Here is a 14,322-nt window from a genome sequence, read left to right on the forward strand (position 1 = left end):
GGAGCCCAGATAAAGGAGGCTAATGTTCCATATCCTTTCAGCATATCGCATTGTACAGAAGAGCATCCTATCCTTGTGACCAAAACCAACATAATTGGAGGATGAGACATGCCAGCAGCCAAAAAGGCGACAGCAATCAGCTTATCTTTGTCTACTGCAATCTTCGTAATGGCCGGATTGACGGGTTGTGGAACAAGTACCAAAGATAACAATCTGCACACCCAAAGTGTTCGTCATGAAGTGAAAGGCATTAACCGTTATGGTGTTGAATCCAATGGGATGGATGGCATTCGTGCGAAAAGTTATCGGACGCATAACGTCACCGACCTGAAATCAAGTGACGAGCTGGCTAAACGTATTACGGAAATGAAGGAAGTGAAGTCAGCACATGTTATGCTGACCGATCGTAACGCGTATGTTGCAGTCCGTTTGACAGATGGTCACACTGGCAAATTGGAAAGCAAATCTTTGCGTAACCGGGCAAATGGCACTATGCGTACAGAAAGCATGGGTCAGGATATGGGCGGTTTGCGTGTAAATGGTGGTAATGGAACCATGTCTCCATACAGCACCAGCGGCATTGCTCCGGGACTGAACACCAATGCAGCTACGGATCGCAGCCACATGGGCAATGACCGCAGTATCTATGGAACCATGGGAACTGGATCGTATGGAATGATGCGTGGTCTAACTAACAGTGGCAATGCACGTACAATGACAGAAGGTCCACGTACAATGAGCGAAGGTCGCTACGGAATGAAGAGTGAAACATCGCGTATTGATAGCACGGATGATAACACCTCCGAAGAGATTAAATCCAAAATCTCGGCGAAAATCAAACAATTTGCACCTCACGTGGAGAACGTATACGTATCAGCTAACCCGGACTTTGTACAACATGTGGAGAGCTACGCCACAGATATCCGTAACGGCAAACCGGTTAGCGGCATGATTAACACGTTCCAATCGATGGTTGAACGTATTTTCCCAACAAATGCGTTGAACACAAATCACCGAGACGGCGTGCTTGATGATGGCATCATGAATCGTAACAATAAAGACGGCATGATGAATCGCATGAATCGGTAATTTAGATTGAACAATATGCCTTTGCGCTGATGGTCAACATTAGTCGCAGGGGCATGTTTTTTTAAAAAGGAATATTGATAATAACGATTAAGAAGATGATGCATAGTATGCTCGTATGAACTTAGTCCCAATTGACGATTCCAGATTACTACGTTTGTGTACCTTCATAGTGATTATTCATTCAAATTGCAATCCACTGCCCATTTTTTTGATAAAACTGAACCAACGCCCTTGACCTTACATAAGATGAGTTGACTGTATCCCCTTAACCTTGTTACACCAACACAACCCAGGCAAGGAGGGGTGAACATTGAAGGGTATCGATCATAAAAGCAAATTTCTGTTGACCCACCGTGAACGCGAAGTATTCGAATTACTGGTTCAGGACAAAACGACGCGTGACATCGCAGGGCAGTTATTCATCAGCGAGAAAACGGTGCGCAACCATATTTCGAATGTGATGCAAAAACTCAATGTTAAGGGTCGTTCGCAAGCAGTTGTCGAGCTGATTAAGCTCGGAGAACTGAAGATCTGACGCGATACTGCACAGTTGATTGAAGCAGCATGAAAGTCTTTTTCTATTCTTCATCATGAAGAATGGGGAAAGACTTTTTTGTTTTAGGTGGAAAGCAAAAACAAGCGAATTCCAAAAGTAAAGGAATCGCTTGTTTCGAATAGATATTCTCAGAAGTCTGGATTCAGAAGCTGCTGACTGCAGTCCGCTATTCTGCTTAGCTCAGATTTTCGATAGCCTAGCCGCTTTGTCTTTTCGCAGCACCACCAGCAGGAACAATGTATTTTCCCTTTTGCAAAAATACCTTCGAACTTGTAGGACCAACCGTATCGTACAGCAAGCTGTTTTTTTCGTTGAATAACACGCTTTCTGTGATGCCTGTAATAGGCTTGATTTCTTTGCTGAGATTTCATGGATCATCACGCTCCCTTGGGAAAAGGCTCAGCCCGCAGAAATTCCAAGGGTACAGATTGCTACGGGCAGAGCGTGATGGGAATCACAACCGTAATCGTATATGGCATAAGGGTTCACCTACATATGGTTATTGGAATGCACCTCAATAAAGGATCTCCATTGTTTCTTTGAAAAAGGCTGATAGAAGAGCTGCTCCAATTCACCGTATTGTGTTTCATCTAAGTGCAGATAGAGTGCTTTTTTTGCAATTTTGGCAGCAGGTTGGAAGGAAGATTTTGAACCGCCAGTTTTACGTTTGATTGGAATATGAAACTGCAGCAAGTCTGCGAGGTTATTCCAACCTTCCCAGCTCAGTCGCGCTCCACGCTTCCAGTCGATGGCATAGAGGACATAGTATTTACGAGCTTCGGTCTGTTTTATGGCAATAATCCAGGTGGAAGGAATCATTTTTTGACGTTGTCGTCGATTCATCGAGTGTACTCCTTCCTTAGAAATGAAATGTCCACATTCACTTCAAGGTTTATCTCCAATAAAAGCGGAATCCCACTCCGTAATCAAGAAGATACATTTTTAAAAAATTTATCATACATACCGTGAATACATGGTTAAAATCCTCTTGATTTGCAACAACGTATTGATTAAAATGAAAATATAAAAATAATTTTCTTTATTTATAATGAATTAATAAAAATAATTTTCATAAAAGGAGAGCCCATGGCAGCCATACTACATGCGTTGCAGCAAGAGCTGAATGAACTTCCGTCTCAGGAACGACGAATTGCAGAGGTGATTTTACAGTCCCCATCTGATATTCCTGGCTGGACCATTAACCATCTTGCACAGCAAAGCGGAACAAGTGCGGCTACGGTAACCCGCTTTTGCAAATCATTCCATTTCAAAGGTTTTCCTGATTTCAAAATGAAGCTGGCCGCAGAATTGTCCCATTCCACCAATGAAACAGCTTATCAGGATATCGTGGCAGGTAATCCTTTATCCAAAATTGTGGAAGCCATTGAAGCCAATCATCTTGCATCCATTGCGGACACCACCCGTTTGCTGGATCTAGGAAGGCTGGAGCATGCAGTTCAGTTACTATGTCATGCCCGTCGTATTGATCTCTACGGTGTCGCAACCTCTTCCATTGTTACGCAGGATTTCTACCAGAAACTTGTGCGGATCGGCAAAAGCTGTACTGCCTTCTCGGATTCACATATGCAAATTACGTCGGCTTCTTCACTGGGTGAGGGAGATGTGGCGATGGCGGTATCTTATTCGGGTGAAACGCCGGAGACGATCGATGCCTTGCATTGTGCCAAACAGGCGGGGGCTTCTACCATTTCACTGACATCCTATGGCAATAACAAACTAGCGGCGGTGTCGGATATTCCGCTCTTTACGTCCTCGTTGGAAGAAGGCATGAGGCGCGGGGATATGGCTTCACGTATTGCATTGCTGCATGTCGTCGATATTCTGTTCACGGGCATGGTTAGTGCCGACTTTGACCGTTTTATCCCCAAATTGGAACAATCGTATCACAATGTACAGTCTTATCGAGTTCAACATAACGGAGGTGCCTAAGAAGATGAATATACGTATTTTTGAAAATGAAGAAGATTTGAACGCAACGGGTGCAGGTGTGATTGCCAGTTTGCTACAGACGAAACCCCGGGCTGTACTGGGGCTTGCGACTGGAAGTTCTCCTGTGGGTATCTATAAACAGCTTATTGCTTTGTATCAAAAAGGTCTGGTCAGCTTTGCGCAGGCATCTTCCTTCAATCTGGATGAATATGTCGGTCTTCCTGTAGACCATCGCGAAAGCTATCGCAGCTTTATGAATGAACAATTGTTTTCCCATATTGATATTGATCTCGCCAGAACCCAGGTGCCGAATGGACAGGCTTCGGATTTAAATGAGGAGTGTGTTTCCTATGAACAACGGATTGATGATCGTGGACCAGTAGATCTGCAACTGTTGGGTATCGGGCATAATGGCCACATTGGCTTCAATGAACCCGGAACCGAACTCACAGGACGAACACATGTGGTGGATCTCAAAGAAGAGACAAGAAAAGCAAACGCCCGCTTTTTTAATCATATTGATGAAGTTCCGACTCAGGCCATCACGATGGGTGTAGGTACGATTTTAAAAGCCAAACAAATCTTGCTGATCGCCCGTGGTGAGGAGAAAGCCGAAATTATTCGTGAAGCCTTTATGGGGCCGATTACAACACAATGTCCCGCTTCGTTGCTGCAATGTCATCCCAATGTGGTGGTATTGCTGGACCGTGCTGCCGGGAGGTTGGTGAAATGAGCCTAGAACATACGGAGAAACATGAACAAGAGAGTGAAAAAACCATCTCCCTTCTTCGAGGCAAAATTGTATTGCCCGATGGTGTAATGGAGGATGGTGTACTCGTCTGGACAGAAGGGAAGATCCTTTATACTGGCGCACCCGAGGGACTATCTGAACATATTCGCCGTGAAGCCGTATCTGTGCCTGTTTCCAAACATGGCGTCATTGTGCCTGGATTTATAGATATCCACGTACATGGTGGCAATGGCGAAGACTTTATGGATGCGAGTAAGGATGTGTTGGATAAAATCACTTCATTCCACAGCACACAGGGGACCACTGCAATGCTGGCAACATCCATGACAGCGCCTAAAGATAGTCTGGACCGGGTATTGGCTGAAGTGGACAGCTACCGTTCCGGTGACATGCCTTATGCACAGCTGGAAGGTGTACATCTGGAAGGCCCGTTTTTCAGTCCTAAGTGGCCCGGCGCACAAAACCCGGATCATATCGTGTTGCCTAATGTGTCCTGGCTTGAGGCGTGGGAAAAACAATATCCGGGCCTGATTCGTCAAGTCACTCTGGCGCCGGAACGTGAGGGAGCGCTCGAAGTCATTTCGTGGCTGCGTGAGCAGCGAATTACAGCGGCATTAGGACATACAGATGCGACGTATGAAGAAGTACAGCTTGCGGTCGAAGCCGGGCTGCACCATGCCGTGCATACATTCAATGCGATGACACCGCTGCATCACCGCAATCCCGGAGCTGCCGGCGCAGTGCTTAGTGATTCCCGCATAAGTGCAGAGGTCATTGCAGACGGTATCCATGTGCATCCGGCAGCGATGTCTATTTTGGCTCAACTGAAAGAACAAGCAGATCAGCTTGTGTTAATCACAGACGCGATGTCTGCTACCGGGCTGGATGATGGTGAATACAAAATTGGCGATCTGCCTGTGATTGTTACGAAAGGTGTGGCACGTTTGAAAGACGGAGGCGCACTGGCAGGAAGCACGCTCACGATGATTCGTGGTTTCCGCTATCTGGTACAGGAAGTAGGCTTGAATCTGAATGCAGCTTCACGCGCAGCCAGCCTGACGCCGGCACGTCTGCTCGGCATTGATCACCGCACGGGTTCCTTTGCTAAAGGAAAACAGGCGGACGTCGTTTTGCTGAATGGTGATTTGAAAATTGAGGAAGTGTGGGTGAAGGGCAGACGAGTTGGCGGTTAATTCTACATTTGTAGTGTTGTCGTGTGCCTCAACAGGCAATAGCTTGCGTAATGTGTTAAAATAGATCTCAAAAAAGCCGGGATCTGCGGATCACGCATTACGGAGGCGTGAAACATGGAACGTAACGCTATGCTCGAATTCGACCCGTTCATCACAGAGCTGGCGGAAAAGCTGCACGTACACGGATATTATGCCTTTTATGGCGAGCACTACAATGAGACCGATATGGAGCAGTACCGTAGACACCTGTTCACCTCATTCAGCAATATCGTATGGGTGGAGCTGGATGCACGCAAAAAGTATATGATTGTGGATCACCGTGGACGCAACACGGTCATGAAGTTAATCGACGGTATGCTGAACACCCGTAGAACGCTGCGGGCCAATCTGGCGATGGCTGGTACGGACACCTCCGAAGTCCAGCAGGAAATTACGCATATGATGCAGCTTGTGCATATGTTAAATTTCACAACGTTTCGCTCATAAGTAGAGGATACAGGATTAAAATCTAGAGGATGTCTCCGGAAGTTTGTATACTTCTTCTAGTCACAACGCTAACGAATCTGTCGCACCAATTATAAAAGGGGCGTGCCGTCATGAATATAGACGGCACACCCCTTTTATCTATCTATATATCTACCTACTATCCTTCATTTGTAAAGTAGGTTCAATCTTAAAATAAGTTATGGAAAAGCTGCAAAGTAGTGAAGGAGACGAAATCGATTCTGAAGAAGCGAAGCGTTCGCCTAAAAGCTTTCTGTAAGAAAGCTACTTCGGAAGCATATGCTATCCCCGGATTTCACCTTTGTCAAAAGGGAATCAAAGAAATCCGGGGATAACAGCGATCGAAAGAACGATTCGTATCCGTATCCGTAACGGCCACTTCGCACGCTGACCAGCACTTATTTTTGAAATGAACTAAACTTTACAAACTCTTCAAAAACTGAACAATTGTCAACAACCCTTTATCAAAATTCTCCAGGTTGAAATGCTCATTCGGTGCATGCAGATTCTCATCTGGCAAACCGAAGCCCATCATAACAGCCGGAATACCAAGCACGCGTGAAAGTTTCTCCACGATCGGAATGGAGCCGCCATCTTTCGTAAACAGGGCACGAACGCCGTACACTTGTTCATAGGCATCAGCTGCTTTTTGTAGTACTGGATCAGATGGATCAGTGTTGAACGCAAAGGCTTTCTCAATCTGTTTCACATGTAGCGTTGCGCCTGGTTGAACATGAGCGCGCAGATGTGCTTCGATACGGTCCAGCACCTGCTGTGGATCTTGATCCGCAACAAGGCGGCATGTAATTTTGGCATGAGCTTCCTTCGGAATAACGGTTTTGGTGCCTTCACCTTGGAATCCGCCCCATACGCCATTCAGTTCCAGCGTTGGACGTGCGCCAACACGTTCCACGAACGAGTAACCTTCTTCCCCGTACAATTGCTCCAGTCCGAGGTCTTGACGAAGCTGTTCTTCATTGAAGCCTTGCTTCACGAACTCTTCTCTCATCTCAGGAGAGAGCGGCAGAACGCCATCATAGAAACCATCTACGCTTACGCGGCCTTGCTCATCATGCAGCGAAGCGAGCAGGGATACCAATGCGTGCAGTGCGTTCGGTACACCGCCTCCAAATGAACCAGAGTGCAGGTCAGTATTGGCTGTGTTCAGATCCACTTCGAGTGAGCAAAGACCACGCAGACCTGTGGAGATCGCTGGTTTTCCTTTTTCGAGCAAGGACGTATCCGAGATTAGTACCATGTCTGCACGCAGCTTGTCTGTATTGTCATTCAGATAGATCGGCAGGTTCGGGCTGGAGATTTCCTCTTCGCCTTCGATGCAGAATTTCACATTAACGGGAAGTTCCTTGTTTTCGGCAAGCAGTGCTTCAACAGCTTTGATATGTAAGAAGATTTGTCCTTTGTCATCCGTAGCACCACGTGCAAACAGTTTGCCATCACGAACGGTAGGTTCGAATGGAGGTGTTTCCCACAGGTTAAGCGGATCGACAGGTTGTACATCATAGTGTCCATAGATCAGTGCAGTAGGTTTGCCGGGTGCATGCAGGTGATCTGCATATACAATCGGATGTCCCGCTGTTGGAATAACCTCTACATTTTCCATACCTGCACGAGTGAGTGCATCTGCAGCCCATTGTGCTGCCCGGTTAATATCCTCTTTATGCGTCGAAATGGCTGAAATACTTGGAATGGACAACCATTCATTCAATTCTGCCAGGTGTTTCTCTCTATTTTCTTGAAAATAAGTTTGTTCCTTCATTAAAAGGCCTCCTTCATGTTTTGCTTTATCCTATTGTAATCCATTTTGATGCGTTAATAAAACATTGGTTAAAAAATGATCTGATACATACCGTTTCATTCCCCTGGAAATTATGCGTATAATACAAGAAACGGATTTCATCCATATATTCTCATGTAAACCATTCCGCAGGGGAGTTGAGGGAGTTCCCATGACAGTCAGACCTTACGCAAACAGGCAGGTGAGCGCTAATGGAACCAGTTAGGAAGGGAAGACCCTCCAGCAGACTCACGCGTTGGCCAGGGTTAACCACAGGACGACATAAAGGGCGTTTTTATCGAAATAGTTTGATGCTTATTTTGCTGATTGCCAGCATTCCCGGACTGATTACAGGCATCGTGATGTACCAGTTGGTCGTTGGCCGGATGGAAAATGAATTTAATCAGATGCACCAAAGCCAGATTGAGAACCGGGCGCGCAACGTGGACGACCAACTCGCTTATCTGGAGATGACCTTGTCCCATTGGGCTTTTGAACCCAGGTTTGGCAATGCGCTGCGAACGCTGGATTTTGTGTATTATTTCAACGAAACACAGGAGATCGTCACCACACTGTACGTGCTGCAAGGCTCTCATCCGCTCATCAAATCCGCACAGCTATATTTACAGGAACCGAAACCGATTTTGTTTAATCGGGATTATAACGAGTTGAAGGATGATGCAAAAATACAGGCCTACGACCGCTATCTGATGATGGGGAACCATGTGTATTGGACAGACTGGATTGCGAGCCAAAGCAGTGATAAAGCACCTCAAACGAATGATAGTATACTGCATACCGATCCGGGTAATGCAATGGTTCTTGTACATAAGATTCCGGGTGAAAGCATTAATCCATTTGGTGCGCTGATCATTACGCTGGATAATGAGAAAGTCGCCAGTTTGTTGAAAACGCTTACTCCTTATGATGAAGGGTTAACGTTCCTCATGGACCAGCAGGGCAATACACTGCTTACCGGTAATCCGGTTGCAGGGAAGGCTGACTTTGCTTTTGAGCAGCAGCTCAAAGAAGAGGTAACCCTGCATGCAGACAACCATTCATTCCTGTTCAAATATGAGGACGAGACCTATTCCGTGTCCTATGGATCACTGAGTCGAATTGATTCGGACTGGACATATGTCTCCGCAGCTCCGATGACATCGGTGACCTCGCCGGTGAAGCTCGTGTCCAAAATCATCGTCATTGCAAGTGCCGGCAGTCTTGTCCTGGGGTTGCTATTATCCTGGTTTGCTTCACGCAGAATATATACTCCCGTAGCAAGGATGCTCCATTTATTGACGCCGGGCAGGAATGAAGCGACAACAGACACCAGGCTGGATGAATTCCAGCTGCTGGAACAACAGTGGAACGAATTGACCTCGCAGAGCCTGACCGCCCACCGGCAATTGCAGGAGCAGCTTCCCCATTTGCGGGATAGTTTTGTATTACAACTGGTGCAGGGGCATCTGTATGCCTATAATGAGCAGGATCTTCAGCAGCGGATGAGGAATCTTGGGTTTGAGGTGGACGACCAGCAGTTTTTGCTGCTTCAGATGTATTTTACGGGCTATGCCCAGCTGCAGGGGAGATTTGGGAGCCAGGACACGGGGCTGGTTACCTTTGCGGCGGTTAATATCATTGAAGAAGTTGCCAAAAATTATTTTAGTCAAATTAGTGTAATGAACTTTCACGACTTGTCTTCAGCCATGCTTGTGATTGCACCTGAGGACGAGCCTGTGAAGTCACAAGCATTGTTATGGGGTCAGGAATTGGTGGAGGTCATTGGTCAGACATTGAGAATGAACGTGACCGTGATGGTGAGCCGTCCGGCCGCGTCTCCTCAGGAATTGCCGGGATTATTCATGGAGATGGAGCAGGCGGTTGCCTATCGCAGTGTGGAAGACGGGAGCCAGATTCTTGATCTGGAGGATGAGCAATGTTTCCGCAGAAAGGAAGAAGCCTCCTACCCATTGGGGCTGGAACGTGAGATCCTTCAGGCGATCAGACTTGGGAAGAAAAATGAGGCTGAGCGCGTACTGGAGCAATTTATGGCCGAGATCACCCGAGCAGGCAGTTCCGAATTCCAGGTGCAGCAGATGATGCTTCAATTGCTGGGAAGTATTCAACATATGATGCTGCAGACTGGGGTAACGCCTTACAAGCTGTTTGGTGGCTGCAACATGTATGAGCGCTTATCTACGATTCGCGAACCAGCACAAATGATGAAATGGATGATCGGAGAAGTATTGCTGCCATATGTGCAGGAGATCGAGATGCGTTCCCAGGAGCCGATGAAGCAGGTCGTGGAACGTACGATGTTGTTTATTGATGAGAATTATAGAAACGAACTTTCCCTGGAAAGCTGTGCAGATGCGGAGCAGATGACCCCTTATGCATTAAGCAAGGCATTCAAGCAAGTATCGGGCATGAATTTCATTGATTATTTAACACGAGTACGAATGGATGCGGCGAAGCAATTGCTGCGTGAGACCACGATGAAAATCAATGATATCGCAGGCGCTGTTGGATACCAGCACAGTTACTTTAATCGGATTTTCAAGAAACAGGAAGGCTTAACGCCGAGCCAGTATCGGGATCAATGGCTAGGTAAATAAACCTGTTCATAAGAATTCATCATTGACCGGAATCCCGATTCATGGGACTCCGGTTTTTCATGTTTTATCTCGGAAACAAAGAAGGATAATGCTGCAAAAATGTGCAATAACCTCTGCCAAAATATATCCAAATTGAAGGAGGAATGGCGTTATAGCGGGCTTTCGGACCACTTTGCACAACCATGCAAAAAATGAAGGTTGCCGGAAACAAGGCAGCTGTATAGTCTGAGTAACAGGTCAATTGATAACGCTTACATAAATAGGGAGGGGAGACATTATGAACGGGAAGACGGACTGGAATGGAAATGGCGCTACAGCAGCTCAAGTGGAAATGGCCGCATTGCCGATGAAGCGGGAGTCCAACTGGAAGAGGCAGATCAAACGAAATAAATGGCTGTACGTGCTTGTGCTTCCCGGATTTTTGTACTTTGTCATTTTTAAATACTTGCCCATGTGGGGGATCGTTATTGCCTTCCAGGACTATCAGCCTTTTCTGGGTATTCGCGACAGTCAATGGGTGGGCATGGAGAACTTTATGAATTTCTTCTCCAATCCAGACTTTTTCCGATTGCTGAGGAATACGCTCGTCCTTGCCCTATATGATCTTATATTCTTTTTCCCGGCACCGATTATTATCGCTTTGTTACTCAATGAAATCCGGGTCGCTTTCTTCAAAAGAACGATTCAGACGCTGGTCTATGTACCTCACTTTGTTTCCATGGTCATTATCGCGAGTATCACTTATGTATTCCTGACTCCACAAGGTGGGGTACTCTATGACCTGATCTCCTGGATCACAGGCAAACCGATCGATGTATTGGCAAGTCCGGGGTCATTCCGTCCGCTCATTATTATTCAGATGATGTGGAAAGAGATGGGCTGGGGAACGATTATCTTCCTGGCGGCACTGGCAGGTGTGGATACAGAGCAGTATGAAGCTTCGATTGTGGATGGTGCAGGACGATTACGACGCATGTGGCATATCACGCTTCCAGCGATTCGCACAACCATTGTCATCTTGCTCATTCTCAGGCTGGGGAACTTTCTGGATACCGGTTTTGAACAGATCTATCTGATGACCAACTCGCTGAATCGTGATGTGGCAGATGTATTTGATACGTATGTATACACCGTCGGGATTACGCAAGGTGCATTCAGTTACAGTACCGCGGTTGGGTTATTCAAGTCTGTGGTCGGAATTATTCTGGTGCTGGGCAGCAACAAACTGGCCAAGAAATTCGGGCATCCCGGAATCTATTAAGAGCATGTACGTCATCCATTGATAAGGAGGAAATCGCCCATGAACAGCCGTCTATACAACAGCCCTGCCGGCAGAGTATTTGATATTTTCAATTACGTCATGCTGGGGATTCTGGGCATATTAACCGTCCTTCCTTTCCTGTATATTATAGGAAATTCATTCGCGACCGAAGCAGAGATTACCGAACGCAGTTTTTTCCTTATTCCGAAGGTGTTTTCATTCAGTGCGTATGAGTATATTTTTTCCTCGTCCACCATCTTCCGCAGTATAGGGGTTTCAATATTTGTTACGGTTGCAGGTACATTGGTCAATCTCTTCTTCACGCTGACGATGGCTTACCCGCTGTCCCGAAGTGACTTCTGGGGCCGGAATGTCATGATGAACATGGTGATTTTCTCCATGCTGTTCGGCGGCGGGATGATCCCGACCTATCTCGTCATTCGTGGACTTGGACTGCTGGATTCCTACTGGGCCCTCATGCTTCCTGGCGCGATCAGCGCTTTTAACTTAATTGTTGTCAAAAACTTCTTTCAACAAATGCCGCCAGGGCTGGAGGAAGCGGCCCGCATCGACGGCTGTTCGGATCTAGGGGTACTGTGGCGAATTGTTCTGCCATTATCCAAACCGGTGATTGCCACATTTGCGTTATTCTACGCCGTAGGGCACTGGAATAACTTTTTCTCGGCACTCCTGTACATCTCCGACAGTGACAAATGGCCATTGCAAGTCATGCTGAGACAGATCGTATTGCTCTCGCAAGCTAGTGTCGGAGATATGGCGAACATGGACCCTAATTTTGTACAACCACCAGAGCAGTCGATCAAAATGGCAGTTATCGTCGTAGGTACTATTCCGATTTTGCTGGTTTATCCGTTTTTGCAGAAGCATTTTGCCAAGGGTGTCATGTTAGGTTCAATCAAAGGCTAAAGCCAAGGGGGAGAACGTATGGGACAAAAGACGGGATTCAAAAAAGGTGCATTGCTACTCTCTGCATCATTGGTACTGAGTACGGTTCTGGGAGCTTGCTCCACGGACAAAGCAGGTTCAGGAACAGCTGCGGGAGGCACGGATCAGATCACGATTATGCTTCCGAACTTTGAAGCGGAGAATCCGCCCGATAACAGCCCTGTGGTTCAGAAGCTTGAAGAATTGACCAAGGTGGACGTGAATCTGCAATGGGTACCGAGCAGCTCTTATGAGGACAAATTCAATATCACGCTGGCCTCGGGCAAGCTGCCAGATGTTATGGTTGTGCTTGGTAAGTCCCCAAGTTTTATTAATGCGGCTCGTACCGGAGCTTTCTGGGAGCTTGGACCTTATTTGAAAGACTATCCGAACCTGAGCAAAATGAATGAAATTATCACTAACAATGCTTCTATCGATGGCAAAACCTATGGCATCTACCGCGCACGTGCTCTGGGACGTAACGGAGTCACGATCCGCAAGGATTGGCTGGAGAAGCTCGGTCTGGAAGAGCCAAAGACCATTGACGAGTTCTACAATGTATTGAAAGCGTTCACGAAGGATGATCCAGACGGCAACGGTAAAGACGATACCTACGGTCTGGTGGCGAGCAAATTCACGGGCCCTTGGGATAATATGCAGATTTGGTTTGGTGCACCCAACAAATGGGGCGATGATGGTAACGGAGGTTTAATACCGGCACATGAGACTCCAGAATATATGGAAGCTCTGAAATTTTTCCGCCAAATCTATAGCGAAGGTCTGGTCAACAAGGACTTTGCCGTGATGGATGCGACGAAACTTCCTGATCCTTTTGTTAACGGGCAAGCGGGTGTCATGGTGGATGTAGCGGATAACGCACAGCGGATGGATCAGAAGATACTGGAGAAAGATCCGTCAGCGACTGGACATGTGGATGTACTTCAAGCGATGGAAGGTCCAAAGGGATTGCGCGATATGCCAACATCCGGCTATTCCGGCATGATTGCTATTTCCAAAAGCAGTGTCAAAACGGAAGAAGATCTGAAAAAGGTGCTGAGTTTCCTGGATCAACTGAATGAGCCTGAATTGCAGGCGCTGCTAGGGAACGGTCTGGAAGGCAAGCAGTATGAGAAAAAAGAGGGTTACGTCATTCCGACCACTGACAAACTGGCGCTGAGAGATGTACAGGGTCTGAATCAGATCCTCATGTTTATTCCAGAGGACAAAACACTTCGTGTGCAGCAGACACCTGTTCGCGAAAAGGTTGCACAGGTGCAGAAAGCCAATGAGGAAATCGTCATTGCTAATCCTGGCGAACCACTGATTTCCGATGTGTATGCCCAGAAAGGACCACAGCTGGATAACATCATCAATGATGCCCGTATCAAATTCATCGTGGGGCAAATTGATGAAAAAGGCTTCCAGGATGCTGTTGCATTGTGGAAAAGCAGTGGCGGCGACGACTATGTCAAAGAAGTGAATGAGCTGTACGCTGCACTGAAGTAGTTTGATGTTCCAGAGCCCGGCAGCCTTGCTTGTAGTGCAAAGGTGCAGCCGGGCATTTCCGTATATGCATAATTCAGGACAATTAAAACCATCTTCCTCTTTTTTGTGAATTGTAGCTTCCAGTCTTTGGATTTTGATGTATAATCATTGCGAAACA

The 14,322-nt window shown here is 46.7% G+C and carries 13 protein-coding genes; 10 read left to right on the forward strand and 3 right to left on the reverse strand.

Going from position 1 to position 14,322, the window contains the following annotated elements; all coding sequences use genetic code 11:
* Positions 1-108: 108 nt before the first annotated feature.
* Both ACR1R9_RS02090 and ACR1R9_RS02095 read left to right on the forward strand, forming a co-directional pair.
* Positions 109-1,089, forward strand: a complete 981-nt coding sequence (locus ACR1R9_RS02090) for a YhcN/YlaJ family sporulation lipoprotein (protein WP_433948830.1) — start codon at positions 109-111, stop codon at positions 1,087-1,089.
* A gap of 310 nt (positions 1,090-1,399) precedes the next feature.
* Positions 1,400-1,624, forward strand: coding sequence for a helix-turn-helix domain-containing protein (locus ACR1R9_RS02095; protein WP_017692532.1), 225 nt, complete (start codon positions 1,400-1,402; stop codon positions 1,622-1,624).
* Positions 1,625-1,841: 217 nt separating this feature from the next.
* Here the strand turns inward: ACR1R9_RS02095 and ACR1R9_RS02100 are convergent, their stop codons facing one another.
* Both ACR1R9_RS02100 and ACR1R9_RS02105 read right to left on the reverse strand, forming a co-directional pair.
* Entirely contained in the window at positions 1,842-1,967 is a 126-nt protein-coding gene (locus tag ACR1R9_RS02100) for a hypothetical protein (protein ID WP_433921849.1), read from the reverse strand.
* A 167-nt stretch (positions 1,968-2,134) separates the two neighbouring features.
* Complete coding sequence (locus tag ACR1R9_RS02105) at positions 2,135-2,488, reverse strand: hypothetical protein (protein WP_326066510.1); 354 nt, start codon at positions 2,486-2,488, stop codon at positions 2,135-2,137.
* Positions 2,489-2,731: 243 nt separating this feature from the next.
* Between ACR1R9_RS02105 and ACR1R9_RS02110 the strand changes: the two genes are divergently transcribed.
* From ACR1R9_RS02110 to ACR1R9_RS02125, 4 genes are all read left to right on the forward strand, one after another.
* Entirely contained in the window at positions 2,732-3,595 is an 864-nt protein-coding gene (locus ACR1R9_RS02110) for a MurR/RpiR family transcriptional regulator (protein ID WP_099858090.1), read from the forward strand.
* Positions 3,596-3,599: 4 nt separating this feature from the next.
* The gene (nagB, locus tag ACR1R9_RS02115) at positions 3,600-4,328 is read left to right on the forward strand and encodes a glucosamine-6-phosphate deaminase (protein ID WP_099858091.1); all 729 of its coding nucleotides are present in this window, start codon (positions 3,600-3,602) and stop codon (positions 4,326-4,328) included.
* Positions 4,325-5,539: an N-acetylglucosamine-6-phosphate deacetylase gene (gene nagA / locus ACR1R9_RS02120; protein ID WP_433921848.1), complete on the forward strand. Its 1,215-nt coding sequence runs from the start codon at positions 4,325-4,327 to the stop codon at positions 5,537-5,539. Before nagB ends, nagA begins: the two co-directional genes overlap by 4 nt.
* Before the next feature lie 114 nt (positions 5,540-5,653).
* A complete protein-coding gene (locus tag ACR1R9_RS02125; RefSeq protein ID WP_053783145.1) occupies positions 5,654-6,025 on the forward strand; it encodes a hypothetical protein in 372 nt (123 codons plus the stop codon).
* A gap of 439 nt (positions 6,026-6,464) precedes the next feature.
* Here the strand turns inward: ACR1R9_RS02125 and ACR1R9_RS02130 are convergent, their stop codons facing one another.
* Positions 6,465-7,820 carry a dipeptidase gene (locus tag ACR1R9_RS02130; protein ID WP_099858092.1) on the reverse strand — a complete coding sequence of 452 codons (1,356 nt, stop codon included), beginning with the start codon at positions 7,818-7,820 and terminating at the stop codon, positions 6,465-6,467.
* A gap of 230 nt (positions 7,821-8,050) precedes the next feature.
* Here ACR1R9_RS02130 and ACR1R9_RS02135 point away from each other — a divergent pair, with 230 nt between their 5' ends.
* The 4 genes from ACR1R9_RS02135 to ACR1R9_RS02150 all read left to right on the forward strand — a co-directional run bounded on the left by ACR1R9_RS02135 (position 8,051) and on the right by ACR1R9_RS02150 (position 14,165).
* Complete coding sequence (locus ACR1R9_RS02135) at positions 8,051-10,453, forward strand: AraC family transcriptional regulator (RefSeq protein ID WP_433948829.1); 2,403 nt, start codon at positions 8,051-8,053, stop codon at positions 10,451-10,453.
* Positions 10,454-10,784: 331 nt separating this feature from the next.
* On the forward strand, positions 10,785-11,714 hold the full coding sequence (locus tag ACR1R9_RS02140; RefSeq protein ID WP_076290959.1) for an ABC transporter permease: 930 nt from the start codon (positions 10,785-10,787) through the stop codon (positions 11,712-11,714).
* Between the two features lie 39 nt (positions 11,715-11,753).
* Entirely contained in the window at positions 11,754-12,641 is an 888-nt protein-coding gene (locus ACR1R9_RS02145) for a carbohydrate ABC transporter permease (RefSeq protein WP_024632531.1), read from the forward strand.
* Between the two features lie 18 nt (positions 12,642-12,659).
* Complete coding sequence (locus ACR1R9_RS02150; RefSeq protein ID WP_076290818.1) at positions 12,660-14,165, forward strand: extracellular solute-binding protein; 1,506 nt, start codon at positions 12,660-12,662, stop codon at positions 14,163-14,165.
* Positions 14,166-14,322: the final 157 nt, after the last annotated feature.

The organism is Paenibacillus taichungensis (assembly GCF_050994985.1).
Taxonomy (GTDB): Bacteria; Bacillota; Bacilli; order Paenibacillales; family Paenibacillaceae; genus Paenibacillus; species Paenibacillus taichungensis.

Coding starts and splice junctions, on each gene's coding strand:
- ACR1R9_RS02090 (WP_433948830.1), top strand. CDS start 109: ATGCCAGCAGCCAAAAAGGCGACAGCAATCAGCTTATCTTTGTCTACT.
- ACR1R9_RS02105 (WP_326066510.1), bottom strand. CDS start 2,488: ATGAATCGACGACAACGTCAAAAAATGATTCCTTCCACCTGGATTATT.
- ACR1R9_RS02110 (WP_099858090.1), top strand. CDS start 2,732: ATGGCAGCCATACTACATGCGTTGCAGCAAGAGCTGAATGAACTTCCG.
- nagB (WP_099858091.1), top strand. CDS start 3,600: ATGAATATACGTATTTTTGAAAATGAAGAAGATTTGAACGCAACGGGT.
- nagA (WP_433921848.1), top strand. CDS start 4,325: ATGAGCCTAGAACATACGGAGAAACATGAACAAGAGAGTGAAAAAACC.
- ACR1R9_RS02125 (WP_053783145.1), top strand. CDS start 5,654: ATGGAACGTAACGCTATGCTCGAATTCGACCCGTTCATCACAGAGCTG.
- ACR1R9_RS02130 (WP_099858092.1), bottom strand. CDS start 7,820: ATGAAGGAACAAACTTATTTTCAAGAAAATAGAGAGAAACACCTGGCA.
- ACR1R9_RS02135 (WP_433948829.1), top strand. CDS start 8,051: ATGGAACCAGTTAGGAAGGGAAGACCCTCCAGCAGACTCACGCGTTGG.
- ACR1R9_RS02140 (WP_076290959.1), top strand. CDS start 10,785: ATGGCCGCATTGCCGATGAAGCGGGAGTCCAACTGGAAGAGGCAGATC.
- ACR1R9_RS02145 (WP_024632531.1), top strand. CDS start 11,754: ATGAACAGCCGTCTATACAACAGCCCTGCCGGCAGAGTATTTGATATT.
- ACR1R9_RS02150 (WP_076290818.1), top strand. CDS start 12,660: ATGGGACAAAAGACGGGATTCAAAAAAGGTGCATTGCTACTCTCTGCA.